16 protein-coding genes are annotated in these 17,562 nt (G+C 64.3%); 5 read left to right on the forward strand and 11 right to left on the reverse strand.

Annotated features, from left to right (window positions below; translation table 11 throughout):
- Positions 1–971: 971 nt before the first annotated feature.
- On the reverse strand, positions 972–1,208 hold the full coding sequence (locus GNX71_RS27780) for a hypothetical protein (protein WP_206175399.1): 237 nt from the start codon (positions 1,206–1,208) through the stop codon (positions 972–974).
- 366 nt (positions 1,209–1,574) lie between these two features.
- On the opposite strand from GNX71_RS27780, the gene GNX71_RS27785 reads away from it, so the two are divergent.
- Together GNX71_RS27785 and GNX71_RS27790 are read left to right on the forward strand one after the other, a co-directional pair.
- Positions 1,575–3,041, forward strand: coding sequence for a PLP-dependent aminotransferase family protein (locus GNX71_RS27785; RefSeq protein ID WP_206175400.1), 1,467 nt, complete (start codon positions 1,575–1,577; stop codon positions 3,039–3,041).
- A 477-nt stretch (positions 3,042–3,518) separates the two neighbouring features.
- Positions 3,519–3,998: a hypothetical protein gene (locus GNX71_RS27790; protein WP_206175401.1), complete on the forward strand. Its 480-nt coding sequence runs from the start codon at positions 3,519–3,521 to the stop codon at positions 3,996–3,998.
- 91 nt (positions 3,999–4,089) lie between these two features.
- On the opposite strand, the gene GNX71_RS27795 is transcribed toward GNX71_RS27790, so the two are convergent.
- The 9 genes from GNX71_RS27795 to GNX71_RS27835 form a co-directional block, all read right to left on the reverse strand.
- Positions 4,090–4,422, reverse strand: a complete 333-nt coding sequence (locus GNX71_RS27795) for a hypothetical protein (RefSeq protein WP_206175402.1) — start codon at positions 4,420–4,422, stop codon at positions 4,090–4,092.
- An 80-nt stretch (positions 4,423–4,502) separates the two neighbouring features.
- Positions 4,503–4,868, reverse strand: coding sequence for a hypothetical protein (locus GNX71_RS27800; RefSeq protein WP_206175403.1), 366 nt, complete (start codon positions 4,866–4,868; stop codon positions 4,503–4,505).
- A gap of 123 nt (positions 4,869–4,991) precedes the next feature.
- Entirely contained in the window at positions 4,992–6,005 is a 1,014-nt protein-coding gene (locus tag GNX71_RS27805) for a hypothetical protein (RefSeq protein WP_241027071.1), read from the reverse strand.
- Between the two features lie 448 nt (positions 6,006–6,453).
- Positions 6,454–7,167, reverse strand: coding sequence for a hypothetical protein (locus tag GNX71_RS27810; RefSeq protein WP_206175404.1), 714 nt, complete (start codon positions 7,165–7,167; stop codon positions 6,454–6,456).
- 202 nt (positions 7,168–7,369) lie between these two features.
- Complete coding sequence (locus GNX71_RS27815) at positions 7,370–7,687, reverse strand: hypothetical protein (protein WP_206175405.1); 318 nt, start codon at positions 7,685–7,687, stop codon at positions 7,370–7,372.
- An 86-nt stretch (positions 7,688–7,773) separates the two neighbouring features.
- The gene (locus GNX71_RS27820) at positions 7,774–8,091 is read right to left on the reverse strand and encodes a hypothetical protein (RefSeq protein WP_206175406.1); all 318 of its coding nucleotides are present in this window, start codon (positions 8,089–8,091) and stop codon (positions 7,774–7,776) included.
- Positions 8,092–8,129: 38 nt separating this feature from the next.
- On the reverse strand, positions 8,130–8,561 hold the full coding sequence (locus tag GNX71_RS27825; protein WP_206175407.1) for a hypothetical protein: 432 nt from the start codon (positions 8,559–8,561) through the stop codon (positions 8,130–8,132).
- Between the two features lie 65 nt (positions 8,562–8,626).
- Complete coding sequence (locus tag GNX71_RS27830; protein WP_206175408.1) at positions 8,627–8,905, reverse strand: barstar family protein; 279 nt, start codon at positions 8,903–8,905, stop codon at positions 8,627–8,629.
- 454 nt (positions 8,906–9,359) lie between these two features.
- Entirely contained in the window at positions 9,360–11,030 is a 1,671-nt protein-coding gene (locus GNX71_RS27835) for a hypothetical protein (RefSeq protein ID WP_206175409.1), read from the reverse strand.
- 179 nt (positions 11,031–11,209) lie between these two features.
- Here GNX71_RS27835 and GNX71_RS27840 point away from each other — a divergent pair, with 179 nt between their 5' ends.
- From GNX71_RS27840 to GNX71_RS27850, 3 genes are all read left to right on the forward strand, one after another.
- Entirely contained in the window at positions 11,210–11,605 is a 396-nt protein-coding gene (locus GNX71_RS27840; RefSeq protein WP_206175410.1) for a hypothetical protein, read from the forward strand.
- A 124-nt stretch (positions 11,606–11,729) separates the two neighbouring features.
- Complete coding sequence (locus GNX71_RS27845; protein ID WP_206175411.1) at positions 11,730–12,338, forward strand: response regulator transcription factor; 609 nt, start codon at positions 11,730–11,732, stop codon at positions 12,336–12,338.
- The gene (locus GNX71_RS27850) at positions 12,335–14,158 is read left to right on the forward strand and encodes a hybrid sensor histidine kinase/response regulator (protein WP_206175412.1); all 1,824 of its coding nucleotides are present in this window, start codon (positions 12,335–12,337) and stop codon (positions 14,156–14,158) included. Before GNX71_RS27845 ends, GNX71_RS27850 begins: the two co-directional genes overlap by 4 nt.
- Before the next feature lie 32 nt (positions 14,159–14,190).
- Here GNX71_RS27850 and GNX71_RS27855 read toward each other — a convergent pair whose 3' ends face one another.
- On the reverse strand, positions 14,191–17,280 hold the full coding sequence (locus GNX71_RS27855; RefSeq protein ID WP_206175413.1) for an autotransporter outer membrane beta-barrel domain-containing protein: 3,090 nt from the start codon (positions 17,278–17,280) through the stop codon (positions 14,191–14,193).
- Between the last annotated feature and the right edge of the window lie 282 nt (positions 17,281–17,562).

The following is a 17,562-nucleotide window of genomic DNA, read 5'->3' on the forward strand; positions in this document are numbered from 1 at the left end:
TTGCTATTGCTGGGAAAGACCAAATGCCCAATCTGCGGGGATGTCATCAACGGAACCCAAGAGCGCGTTAGTTCGATGCCCCTTATTGAGTCCCCATCGCATCCGTTTTGGCGATTTTCAGACGCCACCATGCACCTCGAGTGCTTTCGGAATTGGCCGCGTCGAGCAGATTTTGTAGTCGAATTCAATCGAACGATTGGCAGTATTCGGTGGGGCAATGGGACACGGCATCTCATGCTCGACGACGGAACCATTCAGGTGACGCATCCGTCGGTCTGAGCGCCAGAAAGGTCTCGTTTGGGCCCGATGGCGCCGACGGTCCTGTGGCAGGATGCGGCCAGAACCGGTCATTCACCGAGTCTTGTAAATTCACCTCCAAAAAGAACGTGGTCCTCCTCGCAATTACCCCAAATGGACTGAAAGATGCACTGCGTGAAGCGGCGAGATCAGGCACCACAATTTGGTGTGGTGCAGGTGCCGTCTCAGAGGAAGACTTCAACGCTCTGAAGGTACCAGGCCTGACGCGCTTCAATTACCCATTAGAAGAGCGCGATCCGCTCGTACTGGCGGACGCGCTTGACACTATCGAGGAACACCACCCCGGAGAGGTTGTCTGGATCGAGGCTGCGTCCTCCGGACGCTGACCACAATCGGCCACAAGCAGCCACTCGGTGGCTCATCGAATATGAAAATCGAAGATTGCTACATCGAGTTCCGGCGCCGCCTCAAGGCTGCTGGCAAGAAGGTAACCGGCCTGATGCCTGGCACTAACGCAGGTTGGCGCACGAGCAGAGACGATGCAGCCGGGAGATCACTTCACATGAATTCTGGGCGCAAAATTACCGTCGGTGAGTTCGTGCCTCGCATGTCGGCATGCCAGCCAAATACCGCGCCGTCGTGTCGAGGTCCGTCTCTGAAATGGTCGTGCCGTTAGTCGCATTGCATCCGGGCTATCGACCGAAAACTTCCAATCACCGCATAGCCAGGTCCAGACCTATCCAATTGCAAAATTCAAAGGTGAGGAACAGCATGAGAAACGCAGAAGCGACGAACGCCGCGCCCACCTTGACGGATGTCAGTACCACTGCAACCGTCTTTTGATTCTTGTCCTTCTGTCCCCGATCGTAGTGCCACTTGACGGCTAAATACATGCCCACGCTGAGCACGAGAACCTTGAAAATAACAAAAGAGATAGGGATTGAATTCATGATTTAAAGGAGATTGATGGTGACAGACGGCGAAGTGCCCGAGTGCGGCGAGTAGCTCAATAGACCGATGAAGAAACGGAAAATCAATCTAACGAAACGGTTGCGTTGAGCCAAATGGGCGTCCGCAAGGCGCGTCGAAAGGCACGCAAGACATGGGTCGAAAGGCGGAGCAGTCCGCCGGCACCACAGAAGCACTTTCATCGTGCTGTCGAGTGTTCTTCTTCCAGGCTGATACGTACAGAACCAGATCAGCTGAAAATTTTCGTATCAGATGCAAGGAGGCCGGTAGCCGCTCCGGGGCACGCCGACGTCTGATACGAGAATCTCGGGAGCGGTCCAGAACGACCGTATCAGAAGGAGATGCCCATGAATCGCTACGAGAAGCTCGCTGACAACATCGCTCAGCGCATTCGTGCGGGTAGCCTGAAGGCGAACGATCGCCTTCCCTCCGTGCGCGAACTGAAGTCGCAAATGGGCATCAGTGCGTCCACCGTGTTTTCTGCTTACTACCTGCTGGAGGCGCAAGGGCTTGTCGAAGCGCGGCAGCGGTCGGGATACTTCGTTCGAGCGGGCGCGGAAATGCCGGCCAACGAACTGGCCGCCAGCGAGCCTGTCCTCCGGTCCATGTCGGTCGACGTCTCGTCGCTTGTCTTTCAGGTCCTTGCACAGGCTCGCGAGCGCGATATGGTCCCGCTCGGCTCGGCCTTTCCGTCGCCAGAGCTGTTTCCCTTCGAGCAACTTGCCGCCGGCCTGACGCGAGCGCTCAAGCGGATGGATCCTTGGCAGACCGTCGAAGATTTGTCACCAGGAAACGCCCAATTACGCCATCAGATCTCCCTGCGTTACGGCAGCGTCGGGATGGATGTTCCTGCGTCAGAACTGGTCATCACCAGCGGGGCGATGGAAGCACTCAATCTTGCGCTCGAATCGGTGACGCAGCCAGGCGACGTCGTGGCGATCGAGACGCCAACCTTTTATGGTGCGTTGCAGGCCCTCGAGCGGCGCGGTCTTCGCGCGGTCGAGGTTGAGACCCACCCGCGAACAGGCGTAGATCTCGACTCTCTTGCTCGCGTGATCGACCAGCATCCGGTGAAGGCCTGCTGGTTCATGCCGACCTTCCAGAATCCAATGGGCTGCACCATGAGCGACGCAGCCAAAGAGCAACTGGTCAGCATGCTCGCCACCCGCGCCATACCGCTGATCGAAGATGACGTGTACGGCGAGCTCGCGCACGGGGCTCGGAGACCGCCACCAGCCAAGGCCTGGGACCGGGCTGGCTGGGTGCTGCACTGCAGTTCTTTCTCGAAATCCCTGGCACCCGGATATCGCATCGGTTGGGTAGCGGGCGGTCGCTTCGCAGCCACTTTGGGTCGGAACAAGTTGATGAGCTCGCTGGCGACGGCACTCCCCTCGCAACTGGCGTTGCAGGAGTACCTGCAACACAAGAGTTTCGATCGTCATCTGCGCGCCCTGCGGCATTCGCTCAGCCGCCAGCAGGCTGCATGCTTGCGCCTTGTCGATCGATACTTTCCGACTGGAACGCGGGTCACGCGCCCCGAGGGTGGCTATTTCCTGTGGCTCGCGCTGCCAGAAGGCGTCGACTCGCTCGCACTGCACCGGGACGCTCTTCGGCTCGGCATAGGCGTAGCGCCGGGCCATTTGTTTTCAGCCGACCGCCGATACACCCGGCACCTGCGCATCAACTACGGGTATCTCGGCGACCCGCGCTTGGAAGGGGCTATCAGGAGTCTTGGAGATCTCGCCAACGCGCAGCTTAAATCTCCAACACGAAAATCGGGGCCAATCTTCGAGGAACGTTCGTCGAGGCCCTAGTTTGCGTCAATGCAGGTCGAGGTCCGCCGCCTTCGACTGACTCTCAACGTCACGCGTGCCGCTTCTGTCCAGTCGTCGACGCTTCGCCGCAAGATGGCACGAAGGCCTAAAGCGGTAGCCCCGACATCTTGGCGACATGATTGAGGGCGTCGTGAACGACTGCGCTTTATGCGTTGCCGAGTTGCCAAGTTGCCAGTTGAGAATTCCTTTGACTCATTGAGACTCGTCCACCTTCGCTAGCAGCAACTGCTTTGGTCGAGTGACCGCTTTCAGGAGGGCCCAATGTCTGCTTCGGGCCCCTTCGCGACATTCGCTGAAACCCAAAGCAGACTTTGAACAAGATGCGTGCTGGTCCAACACTTAGCCTTAGCGTGCATTACAGGGCCTATCAAGTCCTGGGTCGATGCGCGATGAAGTAGGTCAGTCTGCTACGCTTATCCTGGCGGTGAAATAGCAGATCTAAGTAAGGAAATTTTCATGGATGGACGTCTTGCTTTCTTGATTGCTACTCTTGCTTTGGCCGGATGCACTTCGCCGGGGTCGCGAGTTCAAAGTTATGCCGGCAAGCAGTTGCCCCCCGAGGAAGTGGCTACTGTGTTTTCAACGATGGGTGGACGCTATGGGAATACTGTGATCTGTTCAGTAGATGAACAGCCAGTGAGACCGATGGGTGGTTGCGCGAATGTGATCTACGTTTTGCCTGGTTCCCATGTTCTTGGATGGCGTTACGATTCATACGGAACGGCGGGCAATGGGAAGCTCTTGCTCAGGGCAGAAGCAGGACGCATCTATCAGCTCAATGCATCGCCGCTTGGAGAAGTGAATGGGAAGCTGACGGGAATGGCTCAGACCATGCCGATGGCGCCGGGCAGCAAGCTTACTTATCGCAACGTGAATCCGGGCTATGTGCCATCCGGTGCCAAGCTGGACGATATCGTTCCCTACGGAGCTAATTGACTGCAGTTGGTAGGACGGCAGAACGTCAGTTGTTGGCCGACTGTTGTCGAAACTAGGCCGATGCTACCGGAGCCGAAGCACACATTCAGTACTAAACGCGAGTCGCGACGGCGGCGGCGAATGCCAGCGCGTCACTGGCAAGCAAGACCTTCAATATGCTCTGAGAACGTAGCCCTCTAAAGGCAAGCAGGGCAAGCGTGAGTCCAACGAGTACGAGAAAGACGCCTCCTGCATACGCCGCAAGCCCGCTCAACTCCGAAACACGAAGTGGGGCGGTACGTGGTCCTCGTTCAGTTAGGCGGCCCGTGAGCAACGCAACGAAGCCCGTTCCGCTCGAAAGCGCCGCAAGCGCAAGCAGCAGCATCTTTCCGCCAATACGCTCGAAGGCAGTCGATTCGCTTCTCGGCTCTTCTTGATTGCTCATCGCTGGATACTCCTGACCAAATTTTGCTCGGCCAAGCCATCGACCGGTTGAATCCGCCGCCGAAAGCGGCGGTGCGTGTTTCAGGCCATCGATGCCAGTAGCGCCTCTTCCCAGGCGAGAAGGTTGGGAAACGCAGTATGACTTGTCAGGCCCCGTTTTCCCGACAGCCTGCGCTCTACGGCCTGCACAACAAGGTCCGCATTGACGAGTACCTCCGACCGTAGGAACTGGAACTCCTCGGTCGCTTTTTCGCTAGAGGTTGCGAGCGAAAGGGTCCGTTCGCTGGATTCCAATGACATGAACGAACAGCAAAGCGTCGCGCTCTGAACGGTGTTGCTTTCTTGCTCGGTCAGGTTTCGTTGCCACAGGCGAGCGAAGTGGTCTTGCAGCATCGCCGAGTAGGAGCGATGTGTATCAACGAGGCGCTGAAGGTCTGCTCTGTTCATGCTCATTGTGGGCGACGATGTACGTGCTGGGGCATCGGTGCGAAGGTCCGGTTGTGGCCGCATTCTGCCTTTGCCTATCGCACAACCACGAGGCACTGCGCGTGCTCGCAGTCCCACGCGCCTTCACGATCCAAGCTCCTGTCTATGAACCCGATCCGTCAGGCCAGCGGAAAACCGCGATGGGCGTGAGTGCGTTCGTCGTGCAGTTCCTGCACCGCCAGTGCGTTCAGATGCACGTTCAGCGTGTTGCCCACGCTCGCCAAGTACTGGCACGCGGCATAACCCTCGGCGGCCTTTTCGTAGCGCGCCACCCAGGCGTCGCGCGCGGGTAGCCTGTCGGGCGGCACCGGCCAGACGCTCGGGGCGCGGCAGGTGCTCCCGGATGTCCACGCGCCATGGCTTCGCGCTCAGGCGCGCGCGAAAGCAGTTCTGATTGCGGCACATGCGCGTGTAGACCTTGTCGGCGCCCAGTGCATGGAAAGCGTCGGTCACGGCGGCATCGGACGGCGCGAAGACGTCGTGCATGGCCAGTACGCGCATGCCTGCGGGTGTGCGGTACAGCCGCAGGTGCCAATCGGGATGCTGGTGGATGAAGCGCTCAACGCGTGCACGCACGCGCGCGAGCGGATCGCTCTTGTCCTGGGTGAAGCGCAGCCCCTCGGCACGTACGCGCCACATGCCGAAGGCCGCCATCAACACAAACGCGGCAACGCAGGCTATCGCCGAGCGCGTCGCGTAGCCCGTAACCAGCGCCCCGATGAACGCCACGCCGATCACCGTCAGCCCGCGCGCGCTGCCGCGCGTGTCTTCGAAGTCGACATCGACGAACATCACGTCGGGCGTGTTGAGGCAACGCGCGCCGTAGCCGTTGCGGGTGACGACGCTGTCACCTTGGCGTTCGAGGATTTCCTCGCGGATCGGCATACCGTCGGCGCCGTTGTAGGCCAGCTTAGGCTCGCGACGCTTCAGCACTTCACCGCTGACGATGCGGTCGAAGGCTTCGCGAGTGCGCTGGTCGGCATGCGCCTGCGCAGCCAAGGGGCTGTCGTCGGACCAGCCGTAGCGGCGCACGGTGAATTGCTTGCCGGCTACCTGCTCCTGGATGCGGCCCTCGGCCCAGAACTGGGGAATGATCACGGTTTCAAGCGGCCTTACCGAGATACGCCCACGCCAGCGCCGCGAGCAGGAGCGCGGGGCTGCGCCTGCTGATCGACAGCATCGGGGGGAAGATGGTCGCAGCCGCTGCCCGTCAGAAATCCGCTCGAGACCTCAGCCCAGCGATCAGGTATGACGTACCGAAGATCGGTATCTGGGTTCTCCATGCGGCGAGGATCAAGACGAATCGAGACTGACCGCATATTCCAAGCCCAAGCGTTTTTGGATGACCGGTTTTGTGGCAACTCTGCTCCGCATGTGTACTTCCGCTATTGGCCGACTGTAGCCGGTCGTACCGCCGTCGCGAATGAGCCCGAAGCAAAAGTCTGACGCTACTTGGTAGTAGACGTCGACGGGCCTCGAGTTGAATATACAAACTGGTCGGCAAAGCGCTCGAGGTCATCAACCTCACTCCGTTTGCACGGGTTTTTCAAGTCATTTCTTTCAACTCTTGCACGATTCTCTGTGTCTGCTCACGATAGGTGTCCAGCATCTGTATGGATGCCAGCGCCAACCTTCTTGCTGAATCAGGAGTGAGTAGTTCGTTTTTAACAGCCCAGGAGAAAACGTTCTCTTGTGGTCGGTCCGCAGGGCACGTCGCTAACCAAGTAAGAAGATCCTTCCGCGCCGCCACCTTGCCATAGTGAAAGAGAGAAAGAGGCAGGCTATCCGGCTTGCCGAATTCCTTTTCATATCCACTGACGAAAGACTCGACGGTTGATCGGTCTTGGAACCAGGGGATTAGATGTGTATCGATGAGCGTATGAAGATCTGCGATCATCTTCTCGACGTCTTCGAGGGCCATCAACGTCCATATGGCTCCACGCTTGGACGTCGGTTGCCCCATCCCGTTTTGGGAGGATAGATAAGCGGTGTAATGGAACCGACCTCCCTTGGAATCTCCAGTTCCCGTTCGCTCTGAGATCGGTTTGATGTCCGTGGCGACTGAAACATGAGCAGCAATTCCTACATGCTGTGCGCGCTCGAAAGAACCTTTGAGAAGAACGAGTTCGATCCCCCTGCGAATCGGCTCGCTGACGCTTTCCATTGCGCGAGTACCCTTCTTCCTCCAGCCCTTAAAGAAGGGATTCACCTTGATTGCCCCCAAGAACGCTGGCCCAAGGCGATCGGCAGATACGGTCATAGCTTCTCCCAGTGAAATTTTGGCGAAGGAGCCCAAGCGCTATCGATGCCAACCATGACGTGAAATCTACACGGGAGTTGTGGATCGATAGTGGATGTCCGGTCTTGGCCGACAACGGAAGCCTGGGCTGCGCGCTCGAGAGTGGCGACGTGTCAAACCGGAATGGCCGGGGGCCAAGTGGCGACGACATCACTTCGGCTGCTCAGCAGGCAAGATGGCCAAACATCACCTTATCGCTAGGAAGCAGCGGAAACGACATATCTTGTTTGATGCAGATCTCCTCCCTACCGCGGGTGACATGAATATCCACCAGCACAAAACTGGGATCGTCGCGCGACAGGTGGTAACGGAAGTATTTCGGTGGGTCGTGCGGCACAACGTAGGCGCCGGTTCTTGCTTCAACCTGCTCGAGCATTTCAGCGATATTGGTGCAAAGCAACATCAATCCCGGCTGTGCGACGAACGTATTCAAAGATTGGTCGAAGGCCAACATTTGGCCGCGAGGATGTACTTCAGGCATTTGATTGGCTTGGACTTGGCGGTGGCAACCTCGAATTCTGCCTGTACCCCTATGGACTGCTCCTGGCCGGTTTCCGTCTGTGCTGACTAGTAGCCGGGTAGCCAAGGCTCCTGCTCGATAGCGGCAAGATTCCCTTCAGCAAGATGTCGGAACAGCTCGTGAATCTTGCTTACGGTCAACTCATCCATGTGCCGCTCGCCCCCGCCCTCGGCTTCGAGGTTCTCGAAGGTGATGTAGCCGCCCCGCGATACAGCCAAGCTCCACTCGGACTCATGGGTGACCGCCACTGAACCATGCTCAGTATCTTCTGGCCGATCTTCGAGTTCGCGCAGCAGTGCCGGGAAGTCCGAGTTGGGGCCGCCTGGTTCCACGCTGCCGTAACGGTGAGTCAGATTGAATGCCATGGTCGATGGTGATAAGGGGCAAAGTCCGCTTGTGGCCGCTAGGCGGCTCTGAAGGCGATGTATCCGAAGAATGAAAACAGCGAGATGAGCACAACGGCCACAAGCCACGCTGGAACCCCAGGGCTGCCGGCAGTTGGTGACCTCAGGCCGACGTCAGTGAGTCCTTTGGCGATACGTTCTCGTGGGCCCAAGAGTAGATAGAGCAGCATCGCGGGTCCGACGAGGGAGAGCGCTCCGCCGACCAACAGGCAACTCCACACCTTGAGCGAGAAGGCGTCTGAGTCTGGGCCGCCGGCACCAGCGAGATACGCTTGGCTGCCTTTGGGATGAACCATGATTTCGCCTGACGTCCATCCATCCCAACCCCACAGAACCAGAAGAAATCCGAAGCTGGAGAGGATGAGCGCGCTCACGAAGGTCCGGATGAATCCCCTGCGTTTGGCTGAAATGAGGTTGGTGTGCTTGCGCATTTCCGAGGTAGGCCTAGATGACCGCTGTTGGCCGCGAGGTGTCATGCCTCGCGACACTCTGAAATCTAGTCCATATGGATGACGATGGTCCTCGAATCGAGCGCAATTTTTTGCAGCGTGCGATAGAACTTGCCGTCCTGCCAATGGCGCAGGACGTCGGTGTTCACAAAGCGGAGCACGCACTCCCCAGGCCAACCTGGGCCCCCCGCGCTCAGTGCATCCCAGAGCGCGTCGAAATTGCGGCCAAATAGCTGTGCGCCCTCCGGTTGCGTCGTCGACAGGTAAGCCGTCCAAAAATCTGCCTCGTCGTTGAGCTCACTGCAGTTGATGATGAATTCACGCATTACTTATGCCGGTCGAGATTGAGGGCGCGGGATGGAAGTCTGCTCTTGGCCGCATTCTGCCTTTCCAGCTGCAACCTTAACGGACGTAGAGGGCCGGCCGGCTACTTGGAGTTCCCGCGATCCACGAGGTCCCACGCAAGGCCTGCAACCCAACCGATGCCCACCAACCATGCCCCGGCCTGAACAGTGTCGACGTCGCCCGGCGCGGCCCAATGGACCAATACCGCGAGCGCTAACCCGACAAGGGCGCCAAGACAAGACCATGGTGAGACAAGCGCATCGAGCATTTGAGAGGTATGGGCGAATGTTTGATCCTGGCCGCATTCTGTAGTCGATGCGCACCTCGAAGCCCTTGGGGCCGCCCGATTCGGCGACGGTCGGCACAGCACATGCGCCTTCAGGCGCCATCGCACGGCAGGCGCGCCTGAATGGAATGGAATGGAAGGCGGTCGCTCTACCTGCCGGAGGCGTAGTGGCGCACGAAGATACGCGTTCCCGCGCTCGGCTCGAACTGCTGCCAGGCCAGCACCGCATTGCCCAGCTCGTTCATGCCGACATCGGGCGTGTTCGCTGCTTCGTCGCTGTTCTCCTGGAGCGCCTGCGCACCCCAGCCTTCGCCCAGCGTGTGGCGGGACGTGTAGAGGTCGCCGGGAGCCTGCGTCCACGCGGCGATCGCGTTGCTCGCGTCGTCCACGCCCAGGCCGGGCAGGCTGGTGAGCGCTTGCGAAGCAGCCGCCCGCACCACCGTCTCCGCGCCGAATGCCGCGCCCGGTGCCGCGGTTGCGGCCATGAGCGCGTTGTCTTGCCGCCCCCAGCTCACCACCGCCGCACCGGCCGCGTTCACGCGCAGCACCGGTGTGCTCAGGAAGGCTTGCGTCGACAGGAACGGTGCGCCCACGCGTGCCGTGCCGCCCTGCCATGCACCACCGGAAAAGCGCTTGAACCACACGGCGCTTTCCCACTGGTTGCTGCCGCCGGGCAGATCGACCTGGCCCCAGGCCAGCAGCGCACTGCCGCCGGCGTCGATCGCCAGGTCGTGCGCGCCTATCGATTGCGAGGTGCCGGCGTCGGGCACCAGCTCTGCCGCCGCGCCCCAGGTGCCGCCCGCGTTGGCGCGGTTGGTCCACAGCGATGAGCTGATGCCGGTGGAGCGCTTCCACACCGCCAGTGCTTCGCCCGAGCCCGCCACCACCACCGCCGGATCGCCGTCCACCGTGCCCACGACCTCGTCGGTCTCGATCAGTTCGGCCGTGCCCCAGCCGCCCGATTGCGTGTAGCGATTGGCATAGATGCTGAAGCGCGTGGCCGGGCCGATCTGCGACCACACCGCCACCGCGTTGCCGTTGGCGTCAATGCCCGCACTCGCGAAGCCGACCGTGCCGCTGCCCGTCTCCAGCAGCGCGGGCGTGCCCCAGCCGGTCGAGGGGTCGACCTGCAGGGCCCACATGTCGTAGGCGCCCGGCGAACTCAGTTGCGTCCATGCCACCACGGCGCGGCCGCTGTTCTTGTCAATGGCCACGCGGATGTCGCGCACCCCGCCGCTGTTGGCCTCCAGGCGCTGCGGCACGCTCCAGCCGCCGCCCGGCCGGTAGAGGCTGCCCCACAGCCTGTCCGTGAGCTGGCCGGCCTCGAGCTGGCGCCACACGAGCAGCGCGCGCCCTTGCGCATCGACCGCCACCTTCGGCTGGCTCGCGCCGCCGGCGGACAGCGTGAGCGCATCACCCCAGCCGATTACCGGCGGCGCGGCGACGAAGGTGGCCGTCACGGGGAGTGCGGAATCCATCCGCACCGTGCACACGCTGGCATTGCCGCTGCACGCGCCTGCCCAGCCGCCGAGCACCTGCCCCGCCGCGGGCGAGGCCGTGAGCGTGACCTGCGTGCCCGCTGCGAAATCCGCGCCGCAGCTGTCGGCGCAGTCGATGCCCGCAGGTTGCGAGGCGACCCGGCCGCCACCGGTGATGGCGACGTCCAGCCGATGCGCCGCACCGGCTGGGGGGGGAAAACCGATGGGCGGAAACAGGCCGCCACCGGAACCACCGCCGCCACCGCCGCAAGCCGTCAACGTCATCAGGGCCAGGGTCCACACACACGCCATCCATCGCCTGCAGATGCTCTTCTTCGTCATAGCTGCCATTCCTCGTTCGCTGGCGCCGGGGCCCGGCGCCTTCTGTGCTCGTTCAAGAGGCCGGATCGTAGGAACGCGGGTCGTTGCGGGCCATAGCACCATCGGGCACCTGCCCGAAGGTGCTGTTTCGCGGTGCGCGGTGTCTGGCTAGGCTCGACGCCTTCACCTCACACCGCTGCATGACACATTCACCGACTCCCCTTCTCTTCGCACTCCTGGTGGGCGCCGTGCTTGCAGTCGGGTGCGCCTCGACTGCGGTGACCGACGACGCCATCGTCACCAACACCTCGCGTGCGCTGGGTCTGCCGTCCAGCGCGTTCACCATCTCGAATCGCGCGGACAGCGGGGTGCAGACGACCTTCATCGCCAAGACCGACGGCGGCCACACCTACAACTGCTACGTGGAAGGCTCGGTGTCGGTGGTGGGGCGGGTGGTCAGCGATGCCATCTGCCAGGAGATGCGCCAGAGCGATGCACCCGCGTCCGCACGCCGCTCCAACGCCAGGCCGAGCGGTCCCGCACCGGCAGCACCGGCCTGCAACGCATTGCTGCGCGCCGCCGGTCGTTGCAACTGAAGCCGCGAGGCCTTGCCCCTTCGCCGGGCCCTTCGATGCGGGTGCATTGCCAGCCGGTGTGGACAATGGCGCCCCACGAGGAGAGGGCGCGGCCCGCCGGGCCCGCGCCGAGGATCACGGCACCATGAAACTCCTGCTTGTCGACGATCACCCGCTGTTCGGTGTCGGCTTTGCACATGCGCTCGCGCACGCACGGCCCGACTTCCAGGTGGAGACCGCCCTGTCGCTCGGGCAGGGCGTGGAGCGTGCCTCGCAATGCCCGCCGGACATCGTGCTGATCGACTACCGCCTGGGCGGCGAGGACGGCCTGGAGGGGCTGCGCCTCTTCGGTGTGCGGCATCCCCTGGTCTCGCGCCTGCTGATCTCAGGCGACGAGGAGCCGGCCCTGGCCGCACGCGCACGCGCCGCGGGCGCGGCCGGTTTCATCGGCAAGTCGCAGCCGGTGGCGCGCATCGCCGCCGCGCTGGACGAGGTGGCCGCCGGCGGCGAGGCCTTCGATGTGCTGCAGCCGCGCGCGGGCCTTGCGGCTTCGGGCCTCACCCCGCGGCAGCTCGAAGTGCTGCTGCTGGTGGCGCAAGGCCGGCAGAACAAACAGATCGCCGCGGAGCTGAACATCGCGGAGCGCACCGTCAAGCTGCACATCACGGCCCTGCTCGACGCGATGGATGCGCGCAACCGCACGCACCTGCTGGTGCAGGCGCGGCGCGCGGGGTTGATGCTGGACTTGCGATGAGCTCTCCCGCACCCGAGCCTGAGACCGCGTCCGGCGTGCGCGGCTTCATCGCCTCGCGCATGGCCTTCTCGGAGCTTCAGCTCCAGCAACTGGAGCAGATGATCCGCTCCACGCCCTGGGCGTGGATCCTGGCAGCGATGGCGGGGTTTCTTTGCTACATCGAATACGCCGACGGGCCCGATGGCCAACGCGTGCGCGTGTGGTTCGTCGTGTACTGCGTCATCGTCGCCGTGCGCATGGGCATCTGGCTGGCGTGGGTGTTTCGGCCGGCGCTTCGGGCCAACCTGCCGGCCCTGATGCTGCCCGTTATCGCCGTCACCCAACTCATGGCCTTCTCGCTGGGCGCGCTGAGCGTGCTGCTTCGGCACGACGGGCCGGCGCAGGCCGAGGCCATTCTTCACATCACCATGGTCACCGTGTCCCTGGGTGGGGCGATCCGCATGGCCACCATCGGGCGGGCGTCTTACGTCTACGTGGCGTTCATCCTCGGCCCCCTGGTGCTGCGCGACATGTGGTTCGGCGGCAGCTACCAGATGGCCATGGCTTCCATCGTGTCGCTGATCGGCGTCTACACCCTGCTGAGCGCCAGGCTGTTGTCGTCCGCGCTGCACGAGATCCAGGCGCAGCGCAAACGCAATGCCGAGCTGGTGATTGCGTTGAGTGCCGAAAACGAACGCAGCAGCGCTGCCCGCCGAACCGCCGAAGAAGCCGTGGCCGCGCGCATGCGCTTCTTTGCCTCGGCCAACCACGACCTTCGCCAGCCGCTCAATGCGATGGCGCTGCTGGCGCAGACCGTGCACAACGTGAGCACCGAGCGCCATGTGAAAGAGATGTCCGAGCAACTGGTGGCCTGCGCCGACGGCATGACCGACGTGGTGGACGACCTGCTCGACATCACCCGCGCCGACGCCGGCTCGCTCAGCCCGCAGTGGTCGTCCTTCGCCATCGACGAGCTGCTGGCCGAGTGCTGCCGGCCGCACCAGGCGGTGGCGCTCGCGAAGGGGCTGCGCCTGGACATCGACGCCGGCCACGTGGCCGTGCGCAGCGACCGGGCGTTGCTCGCCAGGGTGGTCACCAACCTCGTGGCCAATGCCATTCGCTACACGCGCGAAGGGCAGGTGCGCATCGGCAGCCGCATGGCCGACGGCCGGCTGCGGCTGTCCATCGAGGACACGGGCATCGGCATTGCGGCCGAACACCTGCCGCAGGTCTTCGAGGAGTTCTTTCAGGTCGACAACCCGGCGCGCGACCGGCGCCTGGGCTACGGCCTGGGGTTGGCCACCGTCAAGCGGCTGAGCGAGCTGCTGGACCTGCGGGTGACGGCGCACTCGGTGCCGGGGCAAGGCAGCGTGTTCGAGTTGCAGCTGCCGTTGGCCGATGCCGCCGGGAGCGAACGGGTGCATGAGGCTGAACGCAGCGCCGCATCGCCGTCGACCACCGCATTGGCCATGCGCATCCTGCTGGTCGACGACGACCAGAGCTCGCTGCAGGCACTGTGCGGGCTGCTCACTTCATGGGGCATGGATGTTCGCTCGGCCAGCGACGTGCAGGGCGCGCTCGGCGTTCTGCAAACAGGCTTCCAGCCCCAGACGCTGGTGGTGGACCTGCGGCTGGGGCCGCAGGTCAGCGGCATTCAGGCGATCGAGGATCTGCGCTTGGCGCTGGGCGATGCCGAACTGCCTGCGTTGATCGTCACCGGTGACGTGGGAGGCGACTACCTGGATGCGGCGCGCGCGGCGGGCCTGCCCGTCATCGTGAAGCCTGTGCGGCCTTCGCACCTCCGGGCATTCCTGGGACACGTGCAGGCGCTCGGGCGATAACGCATCGAGGCGCCGATCAAGGCATCACGCAATCACCAGCGCACCTTGAACCCCACGCTCGCATTCACCCCGCTCTTGACGCGCGCATCGCCGCTCGAGCTCCACAGCTTGCCCACCTCCGCGTACAGGCCCACGTTCTCGCTCACCTGCAGCGTGGCGCCCGCCGCCAGTTCGGTGCTGGTGCCGCCGGTGCGCGTGGCGATGTCCGAGAAACCGGCCGGGCCGACGAAGCGGGTGACATCGGTGCCGCGGCTGCCGCGATAGACGTTGGCCCGCACATAAGGCTGCAGCAGCCCGGCGCCGGTGGCGACCTGGCCCTTCACGCGCACGCCGGCGCGCACGAGCGTGCCGTTGTGGCTGTCCTGCTGCACCAAGGCGCCGGGGATGCCCACGTCGCCCAGGTTCACGCGCTGGTGCACCAGTTGCAGCTGCGGCTCGATGGCCCAGTTCTCTGCGATCGCGAACGACTGCCCCACCTCGATCGACGCCAGCACGCTGTTGCCCTTGCCGCCGCTGGAGATGCCCAGCGCGGGCGAGGCGGTGTAGCGGTGGCGCCCGGCCTGCAGCACGCCATCGACATACAGGCCGCCTTCGTTCTTCCAGGTCGCATAGGTGCCCAGGTATTCGCTCTTCTGGTCGCTGGTGCCGACCGCGCGATTCGCCAGGCCGCTGGCGAAACCGTTCACGCGCATGTCGCCGTCGAGCTGGCCAACGTACACGCCCACGCGCCAGTTGGGGTCGGCCCACAGGTCGGTGCCGGCCTGGAAGCCCGTGAGGCGGCCCTTGCTCGTGGGGCTCACGGTACCGCCCTGCGAGATGGTGCGGTCGGTGCTGATGATGCGGCCCCAGGCCTGGCGGTAGCCCTGCGCCGGCGTGGCCGTGTTGGCCCCAGAGGACAGGTCGTCGCCCGTGCGTTGGTGCATGTTGCCGAGCATCGCGAGGCTGGACTGGCGCAACTGCTCGGGGAGCGCCGCGTACAGCGGCACTTCGGCGCGGTAGGTGGGCACGAGCACGCCGCCTGCGCCACCGGTGCCGGTGCCCGTGCCGCCGCCGGGTGGCGCAACGGCCGCGGCGGTGGAGCGCAGGTACCAGTTCTCGCCCGCGCCGGTGGCGTCGGCGGCGTACAGCCGGTATTCATAAGCGCCCGCATCGACATGCGCGCCAGCCAGCGCGAACGCGCTCTTGGTCGTCTGCGCGGTGGTGGTCGCGCCGTTGATCGCGCTGATCACCTCGATGCCGTTGCCCGTGGTGAGCGCGCCCAGGCCGCCCAGGTTGGTGATCTGCACATTCGTCGTGCCGCTGGCGACGGCAGTGACGCCGCTCAGGATGAGCCGGTCGCTCGCGCTCGCGCTGCCGCCCAGCGAGGTGCCCAGCCGCAGCGTGCCGCCGTTGCCCACCCAGGGGCCGTTGACCGTCAGCGTGGTGCCGGGCACCGTGCCCACCAACGACACCGTGCCGCTGTTGGCCATCGATGCGATGGCCTGGCTGTTGCCCGCCAGGTCCAGCGTGGCGCCCGGGGCCACGGTGAAGGCGCTGGCGGCGCTGAGGACGTTGGCCGCGCCGGCGCGCAGGGTACCCACCGCCACATTGGTACTGCCTGCGTGTGTGTCGGCGCCGTTCAACGTGAGCACGCCCGCGCCGATCTTCACCAGATCGCTGGTGCCGGAGATCGCGCCCGTCCACGCCAGGTCGTGCCCGTTGGTGTCGACGGTGCCCGTGCCGCCGAGCAGCAGCGCGTTGTTGACCGCGAGGCCGTCGGCGCCGGCCATCACGCTGGCGGTGGCGCCCGTGCCGATGGCAATCGCGCCCGTCATCGACGAGCCCGTGTTCAGCGTGAGCCTGTTGGCGCCGCCGGTGAACTCGACCGCCGCGGCGCGCGTGACCCCATCGCCGCCCAGCCCGCCCGAGATGCTTGCGCTGTTGACGATCGCAAGGCTCGCACCCGTCACGCCCGCCCCGCCCACGCCGTTGGCGCCGCTCGGCCCCCCGTTGCTGTTGACCCCGCCGACGCCGCCCGCCCCGCCGGTGATGGCGCCGGTGTTGGTGATGTTCGCGCCCGCGCCGGTCGATGCGAGGCCCGCCCCGCCATCGCCGCCGCTGCCCGGCGAACCGGTGCCACCCGCACCGCCGCCCGACGCGCCGCCTGCGCCCCCCGCACCGCCCGTGATCGAGCCGGTGTTGCTGACCGAGACGGCCACGCCGGTCAACGTCGCGCCGATGCCCCCCGCGCCGCCGCCACCGCCCGAGGCGTTGGCACGCGAGCCCGGCAGCTCGGCCCCGCCTGCGCCGCCCACCCCGCCCGCGATGGCGCCGGTGTTGGTGAAGAGCAGCCCCGGGTTCGTCGCATTCAGGTAGAACCCGCCGCCCCCGCTGCCGCCACCGCCGCCTTGCGAGAACGCGTTGCCGCCCTGCCCGCCCGCGCCGCCCGTGGACGACCCCGTGGCCGTGTAGTTGCCGAGCGGCCCGCTGAGGATGGCGCCGTAGCCGCCGGCGCCGCCGCCCCCGGCCGCCCAGTACCCGTTGCCACCCGCGCCACCGATGCCGCCGGTGTAGCTGTCGGATGAGCTGGTGACGTTGTTCGCGACCGACGCTCCCTGAAAACCTCCGCCGCCGCCACCGCCATAACCGTCGCCAACGCCCGGCCCACCGGTCTGCGTCTGACCCGCGCCGCCCGCGTCACCCTGGAACGCACCCGGACCCGCAGGCGTGCTCGCAGCACCCGCCGCACCGCCGGTGCCCGGCGTTGCGGTGCCGAAGCTGCCGATGTTGGCGTTGCCCCCCGCCGTGACCCCGCCCGGCGTCGACGACCCGCCGGCGCCACCCGATGCGCCGAGCGTGGTGTCGTTGGTCGCGCCGCTGCCCCCGGTGCCGTTGCTGCCACCGGCGCCTCCGTTCAGCGAGGTGTCACCGACAGGCTGCCCGCCCGCGCCGCCCGCTGCCAGCACGACCACCGGCACGGCACAGACCAACAGCGCCGCCGCAGCCGCAGCCGCAGCCACCGCGCGCACGCCGCCGCCCCCGCTGGACGCAGAAGAAGAGCGCGCAGGGCCACGCGAGATTTCCGGCGCGGCGATCCAGGTGCCGAGCGCGGGATTCCAAAGGGTCCGGAAGATTTTGTTCATGGCTTCAACGTGTTTTGCGGTCATTGATCGGGCCTGGCGCCCGAATACAGCAGCAATTGCTTGCTCCTCCTCTGCACGCCGTTGATTACTCACTTCAAGTCAAAAATGTAAGGACGCGTAGCGGTTACGCATATACCCGGGCGGGAGTACCCCAAATGGGCCGGATTCTTGTGGCGTGGTACCGCTTTGCTTCTTGTGACGATGACCGGGGGATGGGGTACCTATCGGAGGCGTCAGGAAGTAACAAGTGCTTTTTCGGCCTCGCGGTCGCTTGCGGGCCGA

The organism is Variovorax sp. RKNM96 (assembly GCF_017161115.1).
Lineage (GTDB): Bacteria > Pseudomonadota > Gammaproteobacteria > Burkholderiales > Burkholderiaceae_C > Variovorax.

Coding starts and splice junctions, on each gene's coding strand:
- GNX71_RS27780 (WP_206175399.1), bottom strand. CDS start 1,208: ATGAATTCAATCCCTATCTCTTTTGTTATTTTCAAGGTTCTCGTGCTC.
- GNX71_RS27785 (WP_206175400.1), top strand. CDS start 1,575: ATGAATCGCTACGAGAAGCTCGCTGACAACATCGCTCAGCGCATTCGT.
- GNX71_RS27790 (WP_206175401.1), top strand. CDS start 3,519: ATGGATGGACGTCTTGCTTTCTTGATTGCTACTCTTGCTTTGGCCGGA.
- GNX71_RS27795 (WP_206175402.1), bottom strand. CDS start 4,422: ATGAGCAATCAAGAAGAGCCGAGAAGCGAATCGACTGCCTTCGAGCGT.
- GNX71_RS27800 (WP_206175403.1), bottom strand. CDS start 4,868: ATGAACAGAGCAGACCTTCAGCGCCTCGTTGATACACATCGCTCCTAC.
- GNX71_RS27810 (WP_206175404.1), bottom strand. CDS start 7,167: ATGACCGTATCTGCCGATCGCCTTGGGCCAGCGTTCTTGGGGGCAATC.
- GNX71_RS27815 (WP_206175405.1), bottom strand. CDS start 7,687: ATGCCTGAAGTACATCCTCGCGGCCAAATGTTGGCCTTCGACCAATCT.
- GNX71_RS27820 (WP_206175406.1), bottom strand. CDS start 8,091: ATGGCATTCAATCTGACTCACCGTTACGGCAGCGTGGAACCAGGCGGC.
- GNX71_RS27825 (WP_206175407.1), bottom strand. CDS start 8,561: ATGCGCAAGCACACCAACCTCATTTCAGCCAAACGCAGGGGATTCATC.
- GNX71_RS27830 (WP_206175408.1), bottom strand. CDS start 8,905: ATGCGTGAATTCATCATCAACTGCAGTGAGCTCAACGACGAGGCAGAT.
- GNX71_RS27835 (WP_206175409.1), bottom strand. CDS start 11,030: ATGACGAAGAAGAGCATCTGCAGGCGATGGATGGCGTGTGTGTGGACC.
- GNX71_RS27840 (WP_206175410.1), top strand. CDS start 11,210: ATGACACATTCACCGACTCCCCTTCTCTTCGCACTCCTGGTGGGCGCC.
- GNX71_RS27845 (WP_206175411.1), top strand. CDS start 11,730: ATGAAACTCCTGCTTGTCGACGATCACCCGCTGTTCGGTGTCGGCTTT.
- GNX71_RS27850 (WP_206175412.1), top strand. CDS start 12,335: ATGAGCTCTCCCGCACCCGAGCCTGAGACCGCGTCCGGCGTGCGCGGC.
- GNX71_RS27855 (WP_206175413.1), bottom strand. CDS start 17,280: ATGAACAAAATCTTCCGGACCCTTTGGAATCCCGCGCTCGGCACCTGG.